We start from the raw sequence: 16,157 nt of genomic DNA on the forward strand, positions 1-16,157 counted from the left end.
GTAGCGCCCATCCGCGCGCGGGCCGTAGGTCGGGGCTACGCCCCCGACACCCGCGCTACTTCAGACGCCGGCTCACGGCGTAGTAAGCCAGGTTTCCCAGTCCCACGGCAGCGAGCAGCACCGCGAAGGCACCCGCATTGGGCTCGGTCCAGCCGCTGCCCTGGACGATGGCGAAACCCGCTGCCAGCGCCACCAGCACGATGCCCCAGCGCAGCGAGCCGTGGCGGCGGCGCAGTTCCTCGCCCTCGAGGATCGACTGCACCAGTGCCTCGGAGCTGTTGGATTCGACCATCTGCCGGCGCACGCGGGCGTCGACGACGGCCTTGATCGCGTATGCGACGCAGACGAACAGGGTGATGGGGATCAGGATGTCGAAATTCATGGCGGGGTTCCGGATTCGTGGTCGGGGCTTGCACGGACCTTGGATACGGCCATGCCGCAGGCGGTTGCAGCGAAGACGCCGGCGCACGCGGCATCCGTGGGGCGGCAGTACCGATGGCGCTTGCAACCGTCGCCGCGGTCGACGTATCTCCATCGGCATGCAGGCAGCGCAATCCATCGACCCGGTCGCGAACGCGGCGGCGCACGAGCGCGCGCTGGTCGCGGCCGTGCTCGCCGGCGCGCCGGGCGCGTTCGAGGAACTGGTGCGGGACCACCAGGGCCTGTGCTGGCACGTGATCCAGCGCATGGTCCGGCACCGCGAGGACACGCGCGAGCTGTGCCAGGAAGCTTTCCTGCGCGTGCATCGCCATCTGCACCAGTACCGCTTCGACGCGCCGCTGAAGTCGTGGATCGCGCAGGTCGCTTACTCGATCGCCCTGCGCCACCTCGAACGCCGGCGCATCCCGCTGGCCGAGGCGGTCGACGGCGACGGCATGGCGCTGGCTGAACTGGTGGCCGACGCACACGACGCGCACGCGGCCGTCGCGGACGATCAGGTCAATCGCTACCTGCACGCCGCGATCGAATCGCTGCCGCCGCTGCAGCGCACGCTGCTGACCCTGTACCACCTGGAAGAGCTGTCGATCCCGGAGATCTCACGCATCACCGGAATCGCAGAAGGCACCATCAAGAGCCATCTGTTCCGCAGCCGAAAACAGCTGCGCGCGCTGCTGGAACCGCGCATCGGAGCCATCGCATGAACACACCCGGAAATGACCGCGACGCGCGCGAGTGGGCAGCACAGGAACGCGCACGGCGAGCCGCCGCGACGAATCCCCCTGCCCCTCGCGGGAGCGGCTTCAGCCGCGATTTCTTCCCGGCGGGGGAACGATCGCTCGCAAGCCCGCAGGAAGCCGGCGATGCTGCGTACCGGCATGTCGCCGACGCACTGCGCCGCCCGCCGCCGGTCGAATTGCCGCCGGATTTCGCCGCCCGTGTCGCGCGCATCGCCGAGTTGCAGACGGCGACTGCCGTTACGAAAAGCTCGCGGCTGAAGCCGCTCCCACGATCGAGCGCATTCGAACGGCGACTGACAGGCGCGCTGGTGGCCGTGTTCGCGCTGGGTACGGCGGCCGCAGCGCTGGTCTACGGCGCGCGCGTGATGGCGCAGTTGGAGGCCTTGGCGGGCGTGCAGGGCCTGCAATGGTTGGCGCTGCTGGCCGGATGCCTGGGCCTGTCGTGGTCCCTTGGCTGGCTGCGGCGCCAGGCCGGCCATGACGGCATTGCGCGGCCGGGCTGATCGCGGCTGTCAGGCCACCGTCTCCACGCTCCCGGCGCCGAAGCGGCGCGCGTAGCCGCGCTCCTCGCTGATGCGGCGCACCTCCGTGTCGGCCAGGTCCGGTGCGCCGTAGACCGCATAGACCGCGCTGTCGCCCTGCTTGCCGACGTGGTGCAGCCGGTAGCGCGGCTGGCCGCTGCCGGTGCTAGGCGGGTAGTTCAGCGGCGCCTCGCTGCCGTCGATGTCCAGCTCGCTGTTGTCCACGGTGCCGCCGACGAAAAGTGCGCGCATCGCTGTCTCCATGTTCCCGAATGATGCGGTCATCGTGCCGGCCGGAACGTTCGTTGCCGATGAAGCCGGCATTCGGATTCCGACAGCGTTCTTGCGGGCGAAGCCAGGTACTAGAATTGCGCCCTGTTCCCGAGGCGCGCGCGCCAGACCATGACCGCACCGCAAGCCGATCCCGCCCTGCAGGCGCTGCTGCTCCCCGTTGCTGACGGCACGCTGGCGTGGCCGCGCGACGGCGCGCTGTTCCTGCGCGCGCGCGACGGCTGGCCGCTGCATGAACGGCCGCTGCCCGGCCTGGTGTGCGAGCAGGGCTTCCGGCCCGATGCGCTGGCGCTGGAGCGCTCCGGGTTCGACGTGCGCGAACCGGATGAATCGAAGTACCCATTGGTGCTGGTGCTGCCCCCGCGCCAGCGCGACGAGGCGCGCGCGCTGTTCGCCGAAGCGCTGGCGCGCCTGCAGCCCGGCGGCATCGTCGTCGCCAGCGCCGCAAACGACGCCGGTGCGAAATCGCACGAAGCCGACCTCGCCCGCATCGCCGGCCCGCTGGTGTCCCGCTCCAAGCACAAGTGCCGCGTGTTCTGGACGCAGCCGGGCGCGACGGGCGGCGACGCCGCGCTCGCTGCGCAGTGGCGCACGCTGGACGCGTCGCGCCCGATCGCCGGTGGCCGCTTCACCAGCCGCCCCGGCGTGTTCGCCTGGGACCGCATCGATGCCGCGTCGGCGCTGCTGGCCGAGCACCTGCCCGCTGACCTGCGCGGCCACGCCGCCGACCTTGGCGCCGGCTGGGGCTATCTGTCGATGGAATTGTTGCGGCGCTGTCCGGGCATCACCGCGCTCGACCTGTTCGAAGCCGAGGCGCGCGCGCTGGAGCTGGCGCAGGTGAACCTCGCGCCGTTCGCGCAGCGTGCGGAACTTGAGTTCCATTGGCACGACGTCACCACCGGACTGGCGCAGCGCTTCGACGCCATCGTCACCAACCCGCCGTTCCACGCCCAGGGCAACGCCGCGCGCCCGGACATCGGCCGTCGCTTCATCGCCGTCGCCGCCGAGGCGCTCAAACCCGGCGGCCGCCTGTGGCTGGTCGCCAACCGCCACCTGCCCTACGAATCGGTGCTCGACGCCAGCTTCGGCAGCGCGCGCCTGGTCGCGCAACGTGACGGCTTCAAGGTGGTCGAGGCGGTGAAGGCTGCGCACGCCGCGGGGCACGGCACGCGATGAAGCTGTTGCGGATGCTCGCCAACCTCGGCTACGGCAGCCGCCGCGACGTCACCGCGATGGTGCGCGAAGGCCGGGTGACCGACGCGGCCGGCGAACTGCTGTACATCGACGACGCGCCGGCGTACGCCGACGTGCGCATCGACGGTGAACCGCTCGACCCACCGGCCGGCCTGGTGTTGATGCTGCACAAACCGACCGGTTACACGTGTTCGACGAAGGACCGCGGCCGCCTGGTGTACGACCTGCTGCCACCGCGCTTCGCACGGCGCTCGCCGCAGCTTTCGACGGTGGGGCGCCTGGACCGCGACACCAGCGGCCTGCTGCTGCTGACCGACGACGGCGCGCTGCTGCACCGGATCATCTCGCCCAAAGCGAGGCTGCCGAAGGTGTACGAGGCCACGCTTGCGCAACCGTTGCGCGGCGACGAGGCCACGATCTTCGCCGACGGCACGCTGATGCTCGAATCGGAGAAGACGCCGCTGCTGCCGGCGCAGCTGGACGTGCTCTCGCCGACCCGTGCGCGGCTGACCCTGCACGAAGGCCGCTACCACCAGGTGCGGCGGATGTTCGCCGCGGTCGGCAACCATGTCGAAGCGCTGCACCGCAGCCGCGTCGGTGGGCTCGACCTCGGTGCTCTGGCCGAAGGCCGATGGCGCGCGCTCGACGCCGCCGATGTCGAACGCCTGTTCGACGCACCGTAGGTCGGGGCTACGCCCCCGACGGCTTGTTGTTCGCGGGGTGTCGGGGGCGTAGCCCCGACCTACGGGGATTGGTCGTTGCGCGGGAAAAGGCGCCGCCAGCCGTCGTGGCCGAGCTTTCCCAGGGTCGAGATGTTGCGTTCGACGATCGCGTCTGGATCGGGGAAGGCCTCGACCGCGCGCGCCACGCTGTCCTCGCGCAGCAGGTGCAGCGTCGGCCAGGGCGAGCGGTTGGTGAAGTTGGCGATGTCGTCCTCGCCACTGCCGGCGAACTGGTACCGCGGGTGGAAGCTTGCCACCTGCAGCTCACCGTCCAGCCCGAGCTGTTCAACCAGCGCGTCGGCATCTTCGAGGAAGTCGTTGTAGTCGAGGAAATCGGCCAGCACCTGCGGATGCACGATCAGGGTGGTGTCGACCACCGATGCGGGCGTGTCGCGCAGGTGCAACAGCTCCTCGCCGAGGATTTCCAGCAGCGCTTCAGGCGTGGTGGCGTCGGCGAGCACGTAGCGCACCTGGCCCTTGGCGACCACGGCCTTGGCGAACGGGCACAGGTTCAGGCCGATGACGGCGCGGTCGATCCAGCGGCGGGTGTCGGCGATGGGGTCGTGCAATGCAGTGGCCTCACGCATGCCTTCGTAGGAGCGGCGGAAGCCGCGAGCTCTTCCTCGCCGGAGCCCGCGAGCGCGCGGCTTCCGCCGCTCCTGCACAGGTGGCGGGATCAGTCCCGGAAATTGTCGAACTGCAGCGGCAACTCGAACTCCTTGCCGCGCAGCAGCGCCATGACCGCCTGCAGGTCGTCGCGTTTCTTGCCGGTGACGCGCAGCTTGTCGCCGTTGATCTGGCTGTCGACCTTGAGCTTGGCGTCCTTGATCGCGCCCTGGATCTTCTTCGCCAGCTCGCGCTCGATGCCCTGGCGCACGGTGACCTTCTGGCGTGCGCCGGCAAGGTTGGTCTCGACATCGTCGAACTCCAGGCAGCGTGAGTCGATCTTCCGCGCCGCCAGCCGCGCGCGCAGGATGTCGGTCATCTGCTGCAGCTGGAACTCGCTCGGCGCCGACTGGCTGATGATGTTCTCGTTGCGTTCGAAGCTGGCCTCCACGCCCTTGAAGTCGAAACGGGTGGACAGCTCGCGGTTGGCCTGGTCGACGGCGTTGGTCAGCTCGTGGGTGTCGACTTCGGAGACGATATCGAAAGAAGGCATGGCGGTTGCAGGCGTCGGGAAAGGGCAGTGCAGGTTAGCGCATGCGCGGCCCGGGCTGGTCACGGCGCACCCAACCTCCGAGGCGCGCGGATCCGCATTGAACGCGATCGCTTCGTGACAGGTGCCGCAGGTCCGGGGCACGGTGGACCGGTCGCACTTGCGCGGCGTCCGCGGCGCAGGCAACGTCGCGCGATGCCGCAGCCCACTCCCGTTCCGGTTTCCGAACCGGCGCCGCCCGTCGGCCCGGCACCCGCGCGTCGACGCGCCGGGCCGGCGCTGTACATGCTCGCGGCGGTGGCGCTGTTCGCGCTCATGGACACCGGCCTCAAGCTCCTCTCGCCGCACTATCCGGCGCTGCAGGTCGCCACCCTGCGCGGTGCTGCCGCGCTGCCGCTGGTGCTGGCGTGGTCGCTGGCCACGGTCGGCGCGCGCGGGCTGCTGCGCGTGCACTGGCCGCTGCACCTGCTGCGCGGCGTGCTCGGCGTGGCGCTGATGGCCGGCTTCGTCTACGGCGTGCGCACGCTGCCACTCACCACCGCCTATGCGATCAGCTTCGTCGCGCCGCTGCTGGTCACGGCGATGGCGGTGCCGATCCTGGGCGAGAAGGTCGGGCCACGGCGCTGGGCGGCGATCTTCGTCGGGCTCGTCGGCGTGCTGGTGGTGCTGCGGCCGACGGGGCAGGGGATGATGACCCTGGGCGGCCTGGCGGTGCTGGGGGCGGCTGTCTGCTACGCCGCCGCGGCGATCACCGTGCGCGTGCTGGCACAGCGCGACAGCACCCAGGCCATGGTGTTCTGGCTGATGGTGATGCTGATGGTCGGCGGTGGCGCGCTGTCCTGGCACGAATGGACGCCGATCCAGGGCCGGCACTGGTGGGTGATCGCAGGCGTTGGCGTGGTCGGCACCCTGGCGCAGGTGCTGCTGACCGAGGCGTTCCGCCGCGGTGAGGCGTCGATGATCGCGCCGCTCGAATACACCGCCCTGGTCTGGGGCGTGATGCTCGACCTCGCCCTGTGGCAGGTGCTGCCCGACGGCGTCACCTGGCTGGGCGCGGCGATCATCATCGCCAGCGGCCTGTACCTGATCCGGCGCGAGCGTGTCCGCGCGCAGGCAATGCCTCCACCCTGACGGCGGGTGGCAGTCGCGCGCCGGTTTCCTCGATACCTCCCGGGTCAACTACCCGGAGTTCCGATCCAATGCGCAAGTCCCGTCGTTACCTCGCCATCGGCCTGCTGTCCGCGGCGTTCGCCTCGCTGGTCGCCTATGCTGCGCAGCCTTCGCTGCAGGGCGCGCCTGCCGCGGGATCGTCGACCAGCGCGGCCGCCTCGCCGCGGTCAGGTTCGCCTCCTTCGGTGTGGGTGCCGCCGCGCGTGCCGATCCCGTTCCCCACCACTCCGCCGTCGCCCACTCGCGAGGAAGTGGGCGACGTTGAATCGTTCGGACGGCCGCTGAAGTGGTTGGGGGTGACCCAGATCGACGTCTACCTGAGCAGGGATTGCGCGGCCCCACAGCACGAGGACGGGAACTGCGAGCGGACGGATTCGGCATTCACGCAGTTTTCCTTCCAGGATGTCGGCGACTCCATCACGCTGCCAGGCAACGCGGCGCACTCGCTGTTGTGCCACTGGCTGTCGCCGATGCTGTCGATCGAGTACGCGAATCCCGGCCCGGAGCCGGTCACCGCAGGGCTGTTCTATTCGCCGAAACTCCGGATCCAGAGCGAGGTGCTGCTGGACCCATGGCTGGTGGATCCGACCACCGGCCGGCCGTTCAACGGCAGCCTGCTCACGTCCGTGAGCTCCAGCGCGCAACTGTCGACGGTGGTGCTGGGCGGCGAGCAGCGATTCGAACTCCAGCGCGGCACGAACACCTGCATCGCCGGGTTCCTCACCCGTCGCCAGCTCGTGGAGACCTACGGCCTCACCGAGGCCCAGGCCGCGCAGGTGTTCGCGAAGCCGATCACGATCAGCATGCAGGTCCACGGCCACGCCGAAAATGTGGCGCAGGCGCAGCTGACGCTGGGGTTGCGCATCGTCGGCGACTGACCGGCCGCGCCGGAATGGCGTGGCCCACGAATGAAAACAGGGCGGGCCGTCACGGCCCGCCCTGTCGTTTTGCGGCATCGCGCGTGGCGCAGGGCACACACGCCGGCGTCAGAACCGCGCGCCGATGCCCACGCCCACCATCACCGGGTTGAACTCGGTGGTGCCGGCCTTGGTGCCGTTGACGCTGATGTCGCCATCGCCGTCGAAGTAGCGCGCGTCGGCGCGGGCGAACCAGGTCGGGCTGATGTTGACGTCCACGCCAACCGTCGCCACCGCGCCCTTGGCGGTCTCGACGCCGATGCGATTGCCGGCGAGCGCGCCGGCGTCGGCGGCCTTCTCGTTGCTGTAGTTGGTCTCGTGGTAACCGAGGCCAACGAACGGGCGCACGATGTTGTCGGCGGCGCCGAAATGGTACTGGCCGCTGAGCGAATACGCCTGCCCGTCGATGCTGGCGGTCTTGTTGCCGCCGGTGGAAACGCGGTAACCCGCCTTGTCCGCGCCCCAGGCTTCGACCGCGATGTTGTCGGTGATGTTCCAGGCGGCGCTGAGGGTCGGGGTGCCTTCACCCTCGGCCTTGGTCAGGTTGCCGTCGACGACGGGGTTGCGGGTCGGCTCGGTGAGCGAATAGCCACCGACCACGCTGAAGCGCTTGCCGGACGCGGTGTCGCCGGAAGCGTCCTGTGCGAACGCGGCGGGCGCGAATGCTGCGGTGGCAGCGGTGGCGGCAAGGGCCAGAGTCAGTGTGCGAATGGACAACATGGGGGAGTCTCCTCTTGTGTTCTATGCCCCGGGGAGAGGGGCGCGGACATCCTGGCGATGCGTGCATGAACCGCCCTTGTTTGCGCCGCGAACGTTCAGGGAACTTTGACGCGCGATTAAGCCAGCCGATCCGGCGCGCCGGGGCGATCGCGCGTGCGCATGACGAAGGTCACTCCCCCCACCGGCACGCGCCGCGCCCGCGCCCCGGCGGGAAACTGAACGCAACATGGATTTCCGGGGAAGGACGATGCGGATCGTGCCGCTTGGTTGTGCCTTGCTGCTGCTCGCGTCCGCCGGCGCTGCCGTCGGCAGCGACGTCAAGGTCGATTGCGATGTGCACAGCGACTACGACTTCGCGCTGACGTCGAAGAGCGTGGTCCTGACCCGCGAGGACGGCGCCCCGAGGACCGTGCTGATGCGCCAGGGGCGGCTGTTCATCGACGACCAATGGGTCCAGGTCGGTGCCGCCGATCGCCAGCGCCTGGCCGACTACGAGCGCGAGGCGCGGGCGATGATGCCGCTGGCGGCGAAGATCGGCCAGGACGCGGCCGACATCGCCTTCACCGCGCTGGGCGAGGTGGCCAGGGGATTCAGCCTCGATCCGGACGCGACGGACGCAAAGCTGGCGCAGGCGCGTGCCGAACTCGACCGCAGCCTGGCGCGTTCGATCAGCGCCACGCACTTCAACAGCACCGACCTGGGCAAGGGCATCGGCGACGCCGTCGCCGGCGTGGTGCCGCGGCTGATGGGCGACATCGTCGGAGGTGCGCTGCGCGCAGCGCTGTCCGGCGACGGCAGTCGCCTGGAGCGCATGGACAACCTCGATGCCCGCATCGAGGCGTTGGTCGAGCCGCGCGCCCAGGCGCTGGAGCGCAATGCCGAAACGCTGTGCAGCCGGATGCAGGCCCTCGACCGCATCGACGATGCGCTCGATTACCGCCACGACGGCAAGCCGTTGGACCTGCTGCGGGTCGAGACCGGGGCCGGCGCGACAACCGCCGACTGAGCCGCCCGCCCCCCGTTCGCGCCGATTTCTCCCCTGCGGCGCGGGCATCGCGCCCTCCGTGCCCCCACGGAGGGCGCGACTTTTCCGGGATCCTTGCGCGCCGCGGAGTTGGCGGCGGCGGCGCGGCGGGCGACAATGGTCGTTCCCTGGCACCCCGGAGCGTCGCATGGCCGATCTGAAGGAAGCACGAGTCCCCGACATCGGTGGCTACGACGACGTACCGGTGATCGAAGTGCTGGTGTCGGTCGGCGACACGGTCGACAAGGACCAGGGGCTGGTCACGCTGGAGTCGGACAAGGCGACGATGGAAGTGCCGTCGCCGTTCGCCGGCGTGGTCAAGGAACTCAAGGTCAAGGTGGGCGACAGCCTGTCCGAGGGCGGGGTGGTGGCGGTGATCGAGGCCGCTGGCGAAGAGGCTCCTGCCAAGGCGTCCGATGAAACCGCGAAGCCCGAAGCGCCTTCGAAGCAGAAATCCGCGAAGTCCGACGCCGCGAAGCCAGGCGCGACGCAGCCCGAAGCGCAGTCCACCACCCGCACCGCCGAAACGGCCGCCGAAGTGGAACCGGTGGACGTTGCCGGGCAGCGCGACAACATCACCCGCGGCGACGTCGCCAAATCCGGCGACGCTGTGCCGACGCCCGCGCGCCGCCTCGACGCCGATGGCCTGATGCCGGACAAGGTGCCCTATGCCAGCCCGGCGGTGCGCCTGTTCGCGCGCGAGCTGGGCGTCGACCTGGCGCGCGTGCAGGGCAGCGCCCGCGGCGGCCGGATCACGAAGGAAGACGTGCAGCAGTTCGTCAAGGGTGCGATGGCCGGCGGCGGTGGCGCCGTCGCCGCGGGCGGCGGCGGGCTGGACCTGCTGCCGTGGCCGAAGGTGGATTTTTCCAGGTTCGGCGAGGTCGAGGTCAAGCCGCTGTCGAAGATCAAGAAGATCTCCGGCGCCAACCTCGCGCGCAACTGGGCGATGATCCCGCACGTCACCCAGCACGACGATGCCGACGTCACCGAGCTCGAGGCGCTGCGCGTCGCGCTCAACAAGGAAAACGAGCGCGCGTCCAGGGACGGTAGTGGCACCAAGCTCACCATGCTCGCCTTCCTGATGAAGGCCAGCGTGACCGCGCTGCAGAAGTTCCCGGAATTCAACGCCTCGCTCGATGCCGGTGGCGAGAACCTGACGCTGAAGAAATACTTCCACATCGGCTTCGCCGCCGACACGCCCAACGGGCTGGTGGTGCCGGTGGTGCGCGACTGCGACCAGAAGGGCGTGATGGAGATCGCACGCGAAAGTTCGGAGCTGGCGAAGAAGGCGCGCGACGGCAAGCTTGGCCCGGCCGAGATGAGCGGTGGGTGCTTCTCGATCAGTTCGCTCGGTGGCATCGGCGGCACGTCGTTCACTCCAATCGTCAACGCCCCGGAAGTGGCGATCCTTGGCGTCTCCAGGTCGGCGATGAAGCCTGTCTGGAACGGCAAGGAGTTCGCGCCGCGGCTGATCCTGCCGCTGTCGTTGTCCTACGACCACCGCGTCATCGACGGCGCGGCCGCGGCGCGCTTCACCGCGTACCTGGCGCAGCTGCTCGGCGACATGCGGCGCGCGCTGCTGTAGGCGGGCCGGTGCAAGCAACGGCCGCCCCTGCGCAGTCCGCCGACGCCGGCGAGCGCCTGCGCGAAGCGGCCGGCCGCGGCTGGGACGACGTGGGCGCGCTGCTGGACCTGCCGCTGTTGCGCAGTTCGGCGCTGGACGTGACGGTGGGCGGCCTGATCGCCGCGGTGCTGGCGATCGCGCTCACCTGGCTTGCGTCGGTGCTGGTGCGGCGCGCGCTGCACCGCTTCGGCAGCCGCCACCAGGGCGTGAACCAGGCCGCGCTGTATGCGCTGTCGCGCGTGATCCACTACATCCTGCTGCTGGTCGGCATCCTGCTGGCGCTGGATTTCGCCGGCGTCTCGCTGGGCAAGTTCGCATTGTTCGCCAGCGCCCTGGGCGTGGGCCTGGGCTTCGGCCTGCAGGCGATCTTCGGCAATTTCATCGCTGGCCTGGTGCTGTTGTTCGACCGCTCGCTCAAGGTCGGCGACTTCGTCGAGCTCGACGCCGACACCCGCGGCACGGTGCATGCGATCAACATCCGCGCCACCCGCATCATCACCAACGACAACATCGGCGTGCTGGTGCCCAACGCCGAGTTCGTCAACGGCCGCGTGGTCAACTGGACCCACCGCAGCGTCAACCGCCGCATCCGGGTTCCGTTCCGGGTCGCTTTCGGCGTCGACAAGGAGCTGGTCAAGCAGGCCGCGCTGGAAGCCGCCGCCCGCGTGCCGTTCACCCTGGCCACCGAGGGCGAGCAGCGGCCGCAAGTGTGGCTGGTGGCCTATGGCGAGAACGGCGTGGATTTCCTGCTGGTGGTGTGGCTGACCGGCGCCGCGGCGCGGCGCAACGTCGCCATCCAGGCCGCGTACCTGTGGGAGCTGGATACCTCGCTCAGGGAGCACGGCATCGAGATCGCGCGCCCGCAGCGCGACCTGCGCCTGCGTTCGGCGTTCGGCCTGGAGGGCGAGCAGGCCGAGCGCCTGCTGCTGCCGGGCATCGACCGCGAGCAGGCGCCCCCCGCGGCCGGTACGCAGGCGCCTGCGCCGCAGGTGCGTTCGGCCAACGACGCCACCGAAGACACCCAGCGCCGCATCGCCGAAGACGAGGCGATTCGACGGCGGGCCGAGGAAGAAGCGGCCCAATCCCCCACATCCAAGGCCGGCCCCACGCGCGGCCGCCAGGCCCCCGAGGAGTAACGACATGGCGACTCAGGAAATCAAGGTTCCCGACATCGGCGGCTACGACGACGTCCCCGTGATCGAAGTGCTGGTCGCGGTCGGCGACACGATCGCGAAGGACCAGGGCCTGGTGACGCTGGAGTCGGACAAGGCGACGATGGAAGTGCCTTCGTCGGCGGCCGGCGTGGTGAAGGAGCTGAAGGTCAAGGTCGGTGACACGCTGTCGGAGGGCGGCGTGGTGGCGGTGATCGAGACGCAGGACGCCGCGGGCGCGCCAGATGCCGGAAAGAAGGAAGCCCCTCTCCCGCCTGCGGGAGAGAGTGGCGCGCGCAACGCACCGCGTGAGAGCGCGGCTCCGGAAACAAGGCCTGCCTCCGGTGCGGGCGACGGCAAGAGCGAAGCACCTGCGCCGGAAGCCGCATCCGCCACCGGCCGCAAGCCCGACATCGAATGCGCCGTCGTCGTCCTCGGCGCCGGCCCCGGCGGCTACACCGCCGCGTTCCGTGCCGCCGACCTCGGCTTGGACACGGTGCTGGTCGAGCGCTACGCCTCGCTCGGCGGCGTTTGCCTCAACGTCGGCTGCATCCCATCCAAGGCGCTGCTGCACGCGGCGGCGGTGATCGACGAGGCGCAGCATGCGTCCGACTACGGCGTCGACTTCGGCAAGCCGAAGATCGCGCTCGACAAGCTGCGCAGCTACAAGGAAAAGGTCGTCGGCCAGCTGACAAAGGGGCTGTCCGGCATGGCCAAGCAGCGCAAGGTGCGCGTGGCGACAGGCAGCGCGAAGTTCGTCTCGGCGAATGAACTCGAACTCACGGGCGGCGACGGCAAGACGCAGCTGCTGAAGTTCGACAAGTGCATCATCGCCGCCGGCTCGCAGGCGGTGAAGCTGCCGTTCTTCCCCTGGGACGACCCGCGGGTGATGGATTCGACCGACGCGCTGGAGCTGGCCGATGTGCCGAAGAAACTGCTGGTTGTCGGCGGCGGCATCATCGGCCTGGAAATGGCCACGGTGTACCGCGCGCTGGGCAGCGAGGTGACGGTGGTCGAGTTCATGGAGCAGCTGATGCCCGGCGCCGACAAGGACCTGGTCAAGCCGCTCGCCGACCGCCTGAAGAAGCAGGGCGTCGCGGTGCACCTGAAGACGAAGGTGGTCGAGGCGAAGGCGGAAAAGAAGGGCATCACCTGCGCCTTCGAGGGCGACAGCCAACCGGAAACGAAGACCTTCGACCGCGTGCTGGTCGCCGTCGGCCGCGCGCCCAACGGCGGCAAGCTCGATGCCGACAAGGCCGGCGTGCGCGTGACCGAGCGTGGCTTCATCGACGTCGACGCGCAGATGCGCACCAACGTGCCGCACATCTTCGCCATCGGCGACCTCGTCGGCCAGCCGATGCTGGCGCACAAGGCCACGCACGAGGGCAAGCTGGCGGCGGAAGTCGCTGCCGGCGAAAAGCGTGAGTGGGTGGCGCGGGTGATCCCGTCGGTGGCGTACACCGATCCGGAGATCGCCTGGGTCGGCGTCACCGAAACCGAGGCGAAGGAAAAGGGCCTGAAGATCGGCGTCGGCAAGTTCCCGTGGGCCGCGTCGGGTCGCGCGATCGGCATCGGCCGCACCGAGGGCTTCACCAAGCTGGTGTTCGACGAGGCCACCCAGCGCATCGTCGGCGCCGGCATCGTCGGCGTGCATGCCGGCGACCTGATCGCCGAGGCGGCGCTGGCGATCGAGATGGGCTGCGAGGTCGCCGACATCGGCCACACCATCCATCCGCACCCGACCCTGAGCGAATCGGTCGGCATGGCCGCCGAAGTCTACGACGGCACCATCACCGACCTGTACGTGCCGAAGAAGAAATGATTGCTGACGCTCTTCCCGTGGGCACCTGACGGAAGAGCGCGGCTGTCATTCCGGGCGCAGCGAGGAATCTGTTGCGGCCGTTTTCCAGGTCCGGAAAGAAAGAGGTCCTTCGCCTGTGCGCGGGGATGCACGACCAAGGCGACAGTGCAGGCTCCGGCAGGTCGCCGTGCCCTGTCGGCCGGGAGCCGCTTTTCCCTCAGCGGGACATCCCCCGCCTTCGCGGGGGCAGGCTCTGTCCCGATTCGGGCGCGCGCCATCCGTGGCGCGCTTGTCGCGGCCCCCGGCCGCCAGGACACGGCTCACCTTGACGTAGCCATCGTCGCTTCGGTTGAGGCCACGTAGGTCGGGGTTACGCCCCCGACGGCTTTTGATCTTCGGTTGCCGATAAAGAAGCCCTGGCAATGAATCGCCGAAGCACCCCCGGTCGGGACGACGCTGCTTCCGAAGCCCGCACACAGACCGTTTTGCCTGGATTGCCGCCGTCGGAAGCATGCACATGCGGATGCCGGGCCGCGCGACGCGAGGTGCGCGTCGAACTGTGATACCCGTCCCTCGGGCAGGGGTTTGCCCCAGATGCCGGAAAAATCCGGATGCCGGTATTCCAGTCGGCACAGGGGATATCCAGGGAGAGAACTTCATGAAGCACGTGATACTGACGGCGCTGGCATTGGCCTGCGCATCGGGCAGCGGCATGGCGGCGGTCGCGAACGGGGAGCCGGGCCAGGCGGTGGACGAGGCCAGGGCGCTGGCCGAGGCGGGTGCCACCGGCGACTTCGCGCGCAGCCTGCAGGCGCAGGAAAAACTGCTGCGCGCCGAGCGTTCGCACTATCCGGCGATGTTCCGCGCCGCCTATGCGCGCTATCCGCGCATTCCCGCGGGCACGCTGGAAGCGCTGGCGTACAGCCAGAGCCGCTGGCACCAGTTGCGGCCCGACCGCAACGGCGAGCCGCCGCACAGCGACATGCCGCGCGCCTGGGGCGTGATGGGCCTGTACGCCGGCGAGGGCTTCGCCGACCAGGTCGGTGAAGCGGCCGCGCTGCTGGGAACCACGTCCGAACGGGTCAAGCACAATCCGGCGACCAACATCCTCGCCGCGGCGGTGCTGCTCGACCGCGAACTGCGTGGCTCCGCGCGCGACGACGAAGCGCTGGCGCAAGCGCTGCAGGACTACGCGGGCTTCGGCGACAGGGCCGGCGCCGCCAGTGCCGTGGATGCATATGCCCGCGCCAGTTTCGCCTTCGACGTGCTGCTCGGCATGGATCGCGGCGTGGACGACAACGGCATCCGCGTGCCCGAACGCGAAGTGCAGTGGGAGCGGGCGTTCCCCGCGGACATGCTGGTCCGCCTGAACGCACCGCTTGTGCGGCTGGACCTGGACCGCGGCGTGGTCGAGACCGAAGCGTTCGCGGTCGATCCGCGCACCGGGCAGCTGGTCGCGCGGTCGCCCGCCGGCGCGGATGCCGGCCTCGTCGGCAAGCCCGGCAACGCGAGCCTTGCCACGGTCGACTTCCCCGGCGCGCGCTGGGTGTACTCGCCGAACCAGTCTTCGCGCGGCGGCACGGCGGTGCGCGAAGTCGCCATCCACACGATGCAGGGCAGCTACGCCGGCTCGATCTCCTGGTTCCAGAACCCGAGCGCCCAGGTCAGCGCGCACTACCTGATCCGCAGTTCCGATGGCCAGGTCACGCAGATGGTGCGCGAGAGCCAGAAGGCCTGGCACGTGCGTTCGCACAATCCGCACTCGATCGGCATCGAGCACGAGGGCTACATCAGCAACCCCGACTGGTACACCAGCGCGATGTACAACAAGTCGGCGGCGATCACCCGCCAGGCCTGCGCGCGCTACGCGGGCATCGTCTGCACCAGGGCCATGAAGACCTACACCTCGGCCGACCTGAGCGACGCCAGCTACGACATCCTCGGCCACCAGAACCTGACCGACAACTCGCATACCGACCCGGGCAAGTACTGGAACTGGTCGAAGTACTACGGCCTGATCAATCCCTCGTCCGGCGGCACGACCGTGCTCGACAGCTTCGAGAGCAGCGTCGGCCACTTCGTGACCAGCCCGACGTACTCGGGCAGCACCACCGGCGTCTCCACCGCATCGACCGCCAAGCGCAACTGCAGCATCCGCCACAACGGCTCGTGCTCGTTGCAGGTCAGGCTGGTCGACAAGGCGGGCACGGCGGCGTGGGCGGTGCGGCTGCTGTCGGGCAGCGGCAATCCGGGCAGCAATACCGGCCTGTCGCGCACTGGTCGCATCGGCTTCTGGGTCTACGCCGCGGGCAACGGCATGAAGGTGGGCGTCGGCATCGACGACAGCGACGGCACCGAACGCTCGATCTCGAAGACGCTCGCTGCCAACAAGTGGACCTACGTGGAGTGGAAGCTGTCCGACGCCGCGCAGTGGAACGCCTGGACCGGCGGCAGCAACGGCGCGATCACCGCCAGCACGGTCAAGCTCGACGCGATCTGGCTGTACCACGCCAACACCAGCTACACGGTCAACACCTACATCGACAACGTGCAGCTGATCAAGTGACGGCAAGGCGCCCGGCCGGCGCCGGGCGCCATCGCGTGGCGGAGGTCCCCGGGCCGCCGCCACGCCCGTTGCGGGCCACATAAAGAGGAAGCCCCGGTCATGGAGAGAACCGGGGCTCCGGG

General features: G+C 69.5%; 16 protein-coding genes. 11 read left to right on the forward strand and 5 right to left on the reverse strand.

Annotated elements, in window-relative coordinates:
• Positions 1-55: 55 nt before the first annotated feature.
• Positions 56-382, reverse strand: a complete 327-nt coding sequence (locus tag ACFONC_RS00425; RefSeq protein WP_386741548.1) for a DUF6249 domain-containing protein — start codon at positions 380-382, stop codon at positions 56-58.
• Positions 383-539: 157 nt separating this feature from the next.
• On the opposite strand from ACFONC_RS00425, the gene ACFONC_RS00430 reads away from it, so the two are divergent.
• On the forward strand, positions 540-1,142 hold the full coding sequence (locus ACFONC_RS00430; protein WP_386741549.1) for an RNA polymerase sigma factor: 603 nt from the start codon (positions 540-542) through the stop codon (positions 1,140-1,142).
• On the forward strand, positions 1,139-1,681 hold the full coding sequence (locus ACFONC_RS00435) for a hypothetical protein (protein WP_386741550.1): 543 nt from the start codon (positions 1,139-1,141) through the stop codon (positions 1,679-1,681). The genes ACFONC_RS00430 and ACFONC_RS00435 overlap by 4 nt, the downstream gene beginning before the upstream one ends.
• 9 nt (positions 1,682-1,690) lie before the next feature.
• Here ACFONC_RS00435 and ACFONC_RS00440 read toward each other — a convergent pair whose 3' ends face one another.
• Positions 1,691-1,951, reverse strand: coding sequence for a hypothetical protein (locus ACFONC_RS00440; RefSeq protein ID WP_386741551.1), 261 nt, complete (start codon positions 1,949-1,951; stop codon positions 1,691-1,693).
• A gap of 150 nt (positions 1,952-2,101) precedes the next feature.
• On the opposite strand from ACFONC_RS00440, the gene ACFONC_RS00445 reads away from it, so the two are divergent.
• Together ACFONC_RS00445 and ACFONC_RS00450 are read left to right on the forward strand one after the other, a co-directional pair.
• On the forward strand, positions 2,102-3,166 hold the full coding sequence (locus ACFONC_RS00445; protein ID WP_386741552.1) for a class I SAM-dependent methyltransferase: 1,065 nt from the start codon (positions 2,102-2,104) through the stop codon (positions 3,164-3,166).
• The gene (locus ACFONC_RS00450) at positions 3,163-3,867 is read left to right on the forward strand and encodes a pseudouridine synthase (protein ID WP_386741553.1); all 705 of its coding nucleotides are present in this window, start codon (positions 3,163-3,165) and stop codon (positions 3,865-3,867) included. The genes ACFONC_RS00445 and ACFONC_RS00450 overlap by 4 nt, the downstream gene beginning before the upstream one ends.
• A gap of 59 nt (positions 3,868-3,926) precedes the next feature.
• Here ACFONC_RS00450 and ACFONC_RS00455 read toward each other — a convergent pair whose 3' ends face one another.
• Positions 3,927-4,493 (reverse strand): DUF1415 domain-containing protein, encoded by a 567-nt coding sequence (locus ACFONC_RS00455; protein WP_386741554.1) that lies wholly within the window; start codon positions 4,491-4,493, stop codon positions 3,927-3,929.
• 89 nt (positions 4,494-4,582) lie between these two features.
• Positions 4,583-5,065, reverse strand: a complete 483-nt coding sequence (locus tag ACFONC_RS00460; RefSeq protein ID WP_386741555.1) for a YajQ family cyclic di-GMP-binding protein — start codon at positions 5,063-5,065, stop codon at positions 4,583-4,585.
• A 282-nt stretch (positions 5,066-5,347) separates the two neighbouring features.
• Here ACFONC_RS00460 and ACFONC_RS00465 point away from each other — a divergent pair, with 282 nt between their 5' ends.
• Both ACFONC_RS00465 and ACFONC_RS00470 read left to right on the forward strand, forming a co-directional pair.
• Positions 5,348-6,193, forward strand: coding sequence for a DMT family transporter (locus tag ACFONC_RS00465; protein ID WP_386742181.1), 846 nt, complete (start codon positions 5,348-5,350; stop codon positions 6,191-6,193).
• Positions 6,194-6,261: 68 nt separating this feature from the next.
• Complete coding sequence (locus tag ACFONC_RS00470; protein WP_386741556.1) at positions 6,262-7,110, forward strand: hypothetical protein; 849 nt, start codon at positions 6,262-6,264, stop codon at positions 7,108-7,110.
• A gap of 108 nt (positions 7,111-7,218) precedes the next feature.
• Here the strand turns inward: ACFONC_RS00470 and ACFONC_RS00475 are convergent, their stop codons facing one another.
• Positions 7,219-7,860, reverse strand: a complete 642-nt coding sequence (locus ACFONC_RS00475; protein WP_386742183.1) for an OmpW/AlkL family protein — start codon at positions 7,858-7,860, stop codon at positions 7,219-7,221.
• Positions 7,861-8,116: 256 nt separating this feature from the next.
• Here ACFONC_RS00475 and ACFONC_RS00480 point away from each other — a divergent pair, with 256 nt between their 5' ends.
• The 5 genes from ACFONC_RS00480 to ACFONC_RS00500 all read left to right on the forward strand — a co-directional run bounded on the left by ACFONC_RS00480 (position 8,117) and on the right by ACFONC_RS00500 (position 16,035).
• Positions 8,117-8,875, forward strand: coding sequence for a DUF2884 family protein (locus tag ACFONC_RS00480; protein ID WP_386741557.1), 759 nt, complete (start codon positions 8,117-8,119; stop codon positions 8,873-8,875).
• Positions 8,876-9,041: 166 nt separating this feature from the next.
• The gene (locus tag ACFONC_RS00485; protein WP_386741559.1) at positions 9,042-10,478 is read left to right on the forward strand and encodes a dihydrolipoyllysine-residue acetyltransferase; all 1,437 of its coding nucleotides are present in this window, start codon (positions 9,042-9,044) and stop codon (positions 10,476-10,478) included.
• Between the two features lie 8 nt (positions 10,479-10,486).
• Positions 10,487-11,653 (forward strand): mechanosensitive ion channel family protein, encoded by a 1,167-nt coding sequence (locus tag ACFONC_RS00490; protein ID WP_386741560.1) that lies wholly within the window; start codon positions 10,487-10,489, stop codon positions 11,651-11,653.
• A 4-nt stretch (positions 11,654-11,657) separates the two neighbouring features.
• Complete coding sequence (lpdA, locus tag ACFONC_RS00495; RefSeq protein ID WP_386741561.1) at positions 11,658-13,490, forward strand: dihydrolipoyl dehydrogenase; 1,833 nt, start codon at positions 11,658-11,660, stop codon at positions 13,488-13,490.
• Positions 13,491-14,127: 637 nt separating this feature from the next.
• Entirely contained in the window at positions 14,128-16,035 is a 1,908-nt protein-coding gene (locus ACFONC_RS00500) for an N-acetylmuramoyl-L-alanine amidase (RefSeq protein ID WP_386741562.1), read from the forward strand.
• Positions 16,036-16,157: the final 122 nt, after the last annotated feature.

The organism is Luteimonas soli (assembly GCF_042648865.1).
GTDB lineage: Bacteria > Pseudomonadota > Gammaproteobacteria > Xanthomonadales > Xanthomonadaceae > Luteimonas > Luteimonas soli.

What these genes read in the sequence shown, in the direction of transcription:
- ACFONC_RS00425 (WP_386741548.1), bottom strand. Translation starts at nt 382, where the DNA reads ATGAATTTCGACATCCTGATCCCCATCACCCTGTTCGTCTGCGTCGCA.
- ACFONC_RS00430 (WP_386741549.1), top strand. Translation starts at nt 540, where the DNA reads ATGCAGGCAGCGCAATCCATCGACCCGGTCGCGAACGCGGCGGCGCAC.
- ACFONC_RS00435 (WP_386741550.1), top strand. Translation starts at nt 1,139, where the DNA reads ATGAACACACCCGGAAATGACCGCGACGCGCGCGAGTGGGCAGCACAG.
- ACFONC_RS00440 (WP_386741551.1), bottom strand. Translation starts at nt 1,951, where the DNA reads ATGCGCGCACTTTTCGTCGGCGGCACCGTGGACAACAGCGAGCTGGAC.
- ACFONC_RS00445 (WP_386741552.1), top strand. Translation starts at nt 2,102, where the DNA reads ATGACCGCACCGCAAGCCGATCCCGCCCTGCAGGCGCTGCTGCTCCCC.
- ACFONC_RS00450 (WP_386741553.1), top strand. Translation starts at nt 3,163, where the DNA reads ATGAAGCTGTTGCGGATGCTCGCCAACCTCGGCTACGGCAGCCGCCGC.
- ACFONC_RS00455 (WP_386741554.1), bottom strand. Translation starts at nt 4,493, where the DNA reads ATGCGTGAGGCCACTGCATTGCACGACCCCATCGCCGACACCCGCCGC.
- ACFONC_RS00460 (WP_386741555.1), bottom strand. Translation starts at nt 5,065, where the DNA reads ATGCCTTCTTTCGATATCGTCTCCGAAGTCGACACCCACGAGCTGACC.
- ACFONC_RS00465 (WP_386742181.1), top strand. Translation starts at nt 5,348, where the DNA reads ATGCTCGCGGCGGTGGCGCTGTTCGCGCTCATGGACACCGGCCTCAAG.
- ACFONC_RS00470 (WP_386741556.1), top strand. Translation starts at nt 6,262, where the DNA reads ATGCGCAAGTCCCGTCGTTACCTCGCCATCGGCCTGCTGTCCGCGGCG.
- ACFONC_RS00480 (WP_386741557.1), top strand. Translation starts at nt 8,117, where the DNA reads ATGCGGATCGTGCCGCTTGGTTGTGCCTTGCTGCTGCTCGCGTCCGCC.
- ACFONC_RS00485 (WP_386741559.1), top strand. Translation starts at nt 9,042, where the DNA reads ATGGCCGATCTGAAGGAAGCACGAGTCCCCGACATCGGTGGCTACGAC.
- lpdA (WP_386741561.1), top strand. Translation starts at nt 11,658, where the DNA reads ATGGCGACTCAGGAAATCAAGGTTCCCGACATCGGCGGCTACGACGAC.
- ACFONC_RS00500 (WP_386741562.1), top strand. Translation starts at nt 14,128, where the DNA reads ATGAAGCACGTGATACTGACGGCGCTGGCATTGGCCTGCGCATCGGGC.